The organism is Pseudoalteromonas sp. NBT06-2 (genome assembly GCF_002276045.1).
GTDB lineage: Bacteria > Pseudomonadota > Gammaproteobacteria > Enterobacterales > Alteromonadaceae > Pseudoalteromonas.
Genome location: NZ_NQMR01000040.1, coordinates 56,530 through 62,529, shown reverse-complemented (window position 1 = coordinate 62,529; position 6,000 = coordinate 56,530). Strand labels below are relative to the sequence as shown.

Below are 6,000 nucleotides of genomic sequence, written 5' to 3'. Positions count from 1 at the left end.
AACCTTAAGTTAATGACATTGATGCCATGATAGGTGGCGATCCGGTTAATAAAATAGATCCGACAGGTTTGTGTTCTTGTAGGCCTTCATCAAAAAATTTCTGGGATGCTTACCCAAATTATAACGATTACACAGGCCCACAAGTATGGGATAAGATCGGAGGTTCTCTTAATGATACTTATGGGCCTTACTCAAATTCCTGCGCAACCAGAGCGAGTCATGGATTAAATAATAGTGGTGCACCAATTCCATCTGGTGCAGGAGCTAATCGTAATTGGGGAGGGAATAAAAATGCAGATGGAAGATATATACTTTCTGCCAGTAAATTAAATAACTATTTGAATAAAAACTGGGGGAGTGCAGATAAAATTATTTCTAACTATGATCAACTTACAAATTTACAAAAATCTTTGAATTTGGGGCAAGTTGCAATTATGGTCGATGTAGATGATCAAGGAACCGGGCATGTGGCAATAATTACTTCAAATTATAAAGATAAATATGCTTATTCAGGCAGTGCTTGGGTTTTACCTGTTTCAGGTAATTGCAGCTGTAAATAAGGTGATGAGCGTGAATAAACTTTTTTTATGTATTCTTTTTTTATATTTTTCTCAAATACATCTACGGCAAATGAAATTGCTTTAGTTTCTCTTGTTGAAAAAAAAGATAATTATATTAAATATTCAGCAATGCATAATAAAGGTTATTTTATGGAAAACATAATCTTAAAGAGAAGAAAAGCGCTAGGAACTGATTGGGTGCTATTTTTCTCTGCAATTAACGGATTAAAGATAAGGAAACAAGATAAAGTAAAAATTAAACATCACGTAAATATACCTGAAAAAGTATTTATAGATGTACTGAGCGTTTTATTAACTGATATTTCATTTCGTTCAGAGATAAATCTAGGTAGCATTACGATTGCTTATCGATTGTTACATCATTTATGGCCTAACCTAGTTGAGAAAGTTAAGCAATTAGCAACTAAGAATAAAGGGGTTGTTAGACATAAAAACAAAGTAATAACTATTTCATTACAATCAGCTATCAAGAATTCAAAATTAATGATTGATTTTTGTGAGATAGTTAAAAGTTATTCTTATCACTGTTTAAAAGATGACTGGTATATAGATCCAATTGCATTTGACCATAGCTATTTGAATAAAGATTGGAATAGTCTGCTAAATTTACCTGATGCCGGAATTCATATAAATGAACGTTTTAGTATATCTATTCAAAAAGATAAAAATTAATGAATAGAAACTGTACTTATGATGATTTAGTTTTTAATGGATAAAACAGTATTTCTAACGGGCAGACTTTATTGTCACTGCACAGTTGTATATACAATTGAATTAACGGCTTCATTTAATTAAATTTGTAATTTAAAGTAGGTGAGGCTTTGGCTACATGTATGTAGGTACAAGCATAGCGCAGGAGCAGTTATGGGTAGTTTTTCAAATTAAAATCGTTAGCCTAAAGGCCTATCTACAAAATCGAATTGTAGTTTAACTTATTATGTTGATTTCTAAATTACTTATCTAAAACTGAAAACACCATACCCTTTAATGTAGTAGCAGCGTAATTTCGAGGAGTTATTTTTGAGGCTGTTGCTGCTAATTGATACGCTCCTTCAATAGCACTAATTACCATAGTCGAAATATGCTCTATCGAGTTCGCTGATAGGTTTTTCTTTTTTTCATGGGCATAGTTCTGTAATAAATTACGTAACTCCTCCAATTGACGAGCAATAGTAAATTTGTAAAGTTCACGAACCTCCTCTTGCCTTATTGATTCTGCCCCTATTACAACCCAAGCTGCAACTGCTTGCTCATTTGAGCCATCACCTAATGCCAAAGCCGCGTCAATAAATGCTTCTATCTTTTCTTGTGCATTAGAGGCATTTTTTTTTAGCTCTTCATAACGTGTTACTGAGGTTTCAGTGAGTGAGTGAACTAATTCAACTAAAATCTCTTGTTTATTTTGAAAATGATAATGTACTAGGCCAGATGCGATACCGGCCTCTTTGCTAATTGCTTGAATAGAAGCACCTTCATATCCAACTCTTGCAATCACACTCTGTAAAGCATTAACAATTTCAGCTCTACGTTGAGCTTTATTTGATGGTCTTCCCACAGAATTACTCCACTCTTTTTCTTTCATTATATTAATTTAATTTGGTCATGCAACCAATTTATTTGACAAACGGAAATAAATGGCGCTATATTAATAAAAGTAAATTGGGCAATTGACCAATTTACTTTTATTTTAAGGAATGAATATGAGCGATATAGCTAAATTAAAATCTGAATGGATAGAAATACTTTGCCAGTGGGGTGATTCACAGAAGGAAGCTATTAAGGCATTTAATATGTTATGTCGCTGCTATCAATCATCAAATCGCCACTATCATACTTTGGCACATATCCGGCATATTTTATCGTTAGCAAGGAAGTATCGCAGTCAGTTCGATTGCTGGAATAGTATTTATTTTGCGACTTGGTTTCACGATGCTGTTCAAAGTATTGGTCTGGACAACGAATACGAAAGTGCACAACTTGCCAAGGATGAACTTTCAAAATTCCGTGTTCCGCACAATATTATTACAAAGATAACAGAGATGATTTTAGCTACTAAAAGCCATGAACGTTCGTTTGATAACGACACTAATCTATTTTTGGATTTCGATTTAGTAATTCTGGCTTCTAAGGAGCCAGCCTATGAAGAATATTCCAACAACTGTAGGAAAGAATACTTAATTCCAAATTGGCTATATAGGAAAGGAAGAACGCTTTTTTTGTGTAAAAAGTTAAGCCAAAAACACATATTCCATACGCCTTTGATGAGAGAGAAATTCGAACATCAGGCAATTAGAAACCTAGAACAAGAACTGGCAAGTCTAAAAGGAAATTAAACATGAGCATTGATTTATTAACTAAGTTCCAAGCAGGAAAATTTAGTTTAATCCCTGGTTCAGATAAGACCTGCTTTGTTATCAGACAAGCATTCAATCCAGAGTATTGCCATACCCTACTGTCTAAAGCAAATGAGCTAGGCTTTAATGAAGCAAACTTAAAGTACCCTAAAACTTATAGAAATAATGAACGGATCCAAATTGATGATGCTTTGCTAGCAAAAGAACTCTTTTCCAAATGCCAACAGCATATTCCCAAAAAATTGGAAATGGCTGGTCGTGAAATGGAATTAGTGAATCTAAATACACGCTTAAGGTTTTGTAAGTATTCTTCAGGACAAAGTTTTTCAATTCACCAAGATGGAACTTATTATCAAAATGAAACTAAGCGCTCAGCTTTAACTTTCTTATTTTATCTGAATGACTCTAGTGACTACATTGGTGGATCTACTTCTTTTTTTAATAATCAATATGGTGATATAGAGCTAGCAAATTATGAACCTCAGATAGGTGATATCTTAGTTTTTGACCATGACATCTGGCACAGCGGCGACATTGTTACGCAAAACAGTAAATATATTCTTAGAAGTGATTTCATTTATGAAGAGGTCAATAAATATCATGATTGTCCTACCCAGAATCATCAAGGCTACATATGGAAATTAAAGGGATTACCTAACCAGCTCCTTGCCTCTTCATCTAGAGATAAGACAATTAAGATTTGGAATGAAAAGCTTGAACTGGTACAGACATTAAAAGCGCATGAAAACTCTGTATTTGATATGTCTATAAACACATCAGGTGATATCTATGCTGTATCAAGAGATGGCTTTATGAGTATTTTCAAAAATCATAAAAATGACTATTTGTTTGAATCAAAAATAGATACTAAACATCCGTGTGTTTTGAGTGTGCTGGTTTTAAATTGTGGCCGAGTTATTACTACGGGATCCGATAATAAATTACGCCTATGGAATGAACATGGCTTAGAATTGGTTTGCTCAAGTGAATGCAAAGACTGGCAATGGAAGTGCCTAAGGTTAACAGAAAATACAATATTGAGTTGTTCTGACGACGGTTGCTTAAACGTTTGGAGTATTGAAGACCTATCTCTAATTCAACAATACGACTTGGAAAAAGGGCCAATCAGATGCCTAGAACTTCGCGATGGTAATATTTACTTAGGATTCGAAAGTGGGCGTGTTGGCAAGTTAAATGCCGATGACTTTACTTTCGCCCGTGAGTGGCAAGCTCATAAAGGGATTATCAGAGACTTGTTAGTGGATAAAGATAAACTAATTAGCTGCGGTGAAGATAACAAAATCCAGATATCTCTAATGAATGGGCAACACATTGGTAGTAATAATAGTCACAATGCGTTCGTAACATCTTTAGTTAACGTTGGAGATAATGTTTACTCTGCATCCTATGATGGCTTTATAAAACCCCATTACGATAAGATAAATGAAGCGTGTAATATCCGTTAAGCAAAAAAGTTCTAGATTGAAATAAAATAACAATGAAATCTGGCCCTTAAATTTGTCTTCGTTTTAGTTATATTGAGAGTTTAGAATTCAGCTGTTTTTTAGTGGGGTTGTAGTCTAACTTTGTCTTCGTTATTTTTACATGTCACTATTGATAAATTTAACAGTAATCATTAATGACTTTATCTAATTAAATTAGTAATTTAAAGTAGATGAGGCTTTGCCTACATGGATGTCGGTACAAGAATAACGCAGGAGCAGTTCTCGGTAGCCTTTCACATTTAAATCGTTAGCCTAAAGGCCAACCTACAAAAATCAAATTTGTAGGTGAATTCTAAGCCTTATTTATTAAAACTCTATTAAAGCCTCACTTTTACGATATTGACTTGGTGTTTGCTGGGTTTCTTTTTTAAATGCGGTATAAAAAGACGATTTTGCATTAAAACCTACATTCATTGCGATATCTAACACAGTGTTTTCTGTTTGTTTTAATTGGTTTTTAGCTTCATTTATTCGATACTGATTAATATAATCAAAAAAGTTTGCGCCTAAAGTTTCATTTAGGGTTTGTGAAATGTAATTAGGCGAGGTATTGATGTGCTTTGCGAGTTTTTGCAAAGATAATGATGCATCTAAATAGAGTTTATCTTGTTGCATAGCGAGTGTTATTTTATCTGCTATTTTAACTGCGTTTTGATTATCTAAAGCGGAGCGCTGATACTTTTCTGATTGTGCGGGAGTATCTTCTAGTATTTGTTGAATATCTTCATCAGCATCATATAGTTCTTCAAATCCAGGTTTTTGGCGAAGCCCCCAAATAGCAACACTCCAAGTCATAATTAAAATAATCAAACCAGATACTGTTGCGTTTACTTCGTTTGAGAATAAAATATTATTTACGATAATATTTGCTGCTGTTGCAGCCCATACAATTGCAATAGCGAGTAATAACCAACTGATCCATCGAGCCTCTTTAACTTCTGTACTGGCAAACAGGCTTTTTAAATGTTCTCTATATTGCGTTAATCTTTTTATCACCTTATAAAGATAAAAACCTGATTGAGCTATCCATGCAAGTACCAGTAATACGGTTGCAATAAGCGTCGATATCGTTATGAATTTAATGTTTGGTGTGGTTTTATTTAATACGCTTTCATCATCGTTAATTAGCAAAGTATATTGCACATCATAAGGAATAAATAATGCAATCAGGGCGACAAGGGCTCCGATTATAAAAAGTATAAAATGCTTTTTATGCATTTGATTAAGTTGCCATGATTTTTTGGCGGTGATGCCTTCAACATAAAACCACAAACTTGGCGCTGTTAATAAAATTGCTGGCAGTGAAAGTATGATCATAGTAGGGCGTAACTGGTCAGCTAAATTAGCTAATGTAGGCTGACAAATAACAATACCAATGGATAATAAAAATATAGCTAATGGCAAATATGTTTGACGTTCAAAAGCACGTAAACATAACAAATGAGCGCTAAAAATAATGATAATGAGTGTTGATAAGTTAATTGCGAACAGTGCTGTGCTTTCCATTGCTAATAATTCTCTTACTTTTGTAAAGCTAGTTTTTATAAGCGCTATAGAGGT

6 protein-coding genes are annotated in these 6,000 nt (G+C 33.8%); 4 read left to right on the top strand and 2 right to left on the bottom strand.

What is annotated here, in order from left to right; all coding sequences use genetic code 11:
* Positions 1 to 26 precede the first annotated feature (26 nt).
* The gene (locus CJF42_RS10390) at positions 27 to 560 is read left to right on the top strand and encodes a T6SS effector amidase Tae4 family protein (RefSeq protein ID WP_095366622.1); all 534 of its coding nucleotides are present in this window, start codon (positions 27 to 29) and stop codon (positions 558 to 560) included.
* Positions 561 to 710: 150 nt separating this feature from the next.
* A complete protein-coding gene (locus CJF42_RS10385; RefSeq protein ID WP_141235535.1) occupies positions 711 to 1,253 on the top strand; it encodes a hypothetical protein in 543 nt (180 codons plus the stop codon).
* A gap of 280 nt (positions 1,254 to 1,533) precedes the next feature.
* Here CJF42_RS10385 and CJF42_RS10380 read toward each other — a convergent pair whose 3' ends face one another.
* Positions 1,534 to 2,136 carry a TetR/AcrR family transcriptional regulator gene (locus CJF42_RS10380; RefSeq protein ID WP_170940565.1) on the bottom strand — a complete coding sequence of 201 codons (603 nt, stop codon included), beginning with the start codon at positions 2,134 to 2,136 and terminating at the stop codon, positions 1,534 to 1,536.
* A 145-nt stretch (positions 2,137 to 2,281) separates the two neighbouring features.
* On the opposite strand from CJF42_RS10380, the gene CJF42_RS10375 reads away from it, so the two are divergent.
* On the top strand, positions 2,282 to 2,914 hold the full coding sequence (locus CJF42_RS10375) for an HD domain-containing protein (protein WP_095366619.1): 633 nt from the start codon (positions 2,282 to 2,284) through the stop codon (positions 2,912 to 2,914).
* Between the two features lie 2 nt (positions 2,915 to 2,916).
* Positions 2,917 to 4,401, top strand: a complete 1,485-nt coding sequence (locus CJF42_RS10370) for a 2OG-Fe(II) oxygenase (RefSeq protein WP_095366618.1) — start codon at positions 2,917 to 2,919, stop codon at positions 4,399 to 4,401.
* 345 nt (positions 4,402 to 4,746) lie between these two features.
* On the opposite strand, the gene CJF42_RS10365 is transcribed toward CJF42_RS10370, so the two are convergent.
* Positions 4,747 to 5,946: a helix-turn-helix domain-containing protein gene (locus CJF42_RS10365; RefSeq protein ID WP_095366617.1), complete on the bottom strand. Its 1,200-nt coding sequence runs from the start codon at positions 5,944 to 5,946 to the stop codon at positions 4,747 to 4,749.
* Positions 5,947 to 6,000 lie beyond the last annotated feature (54 nt).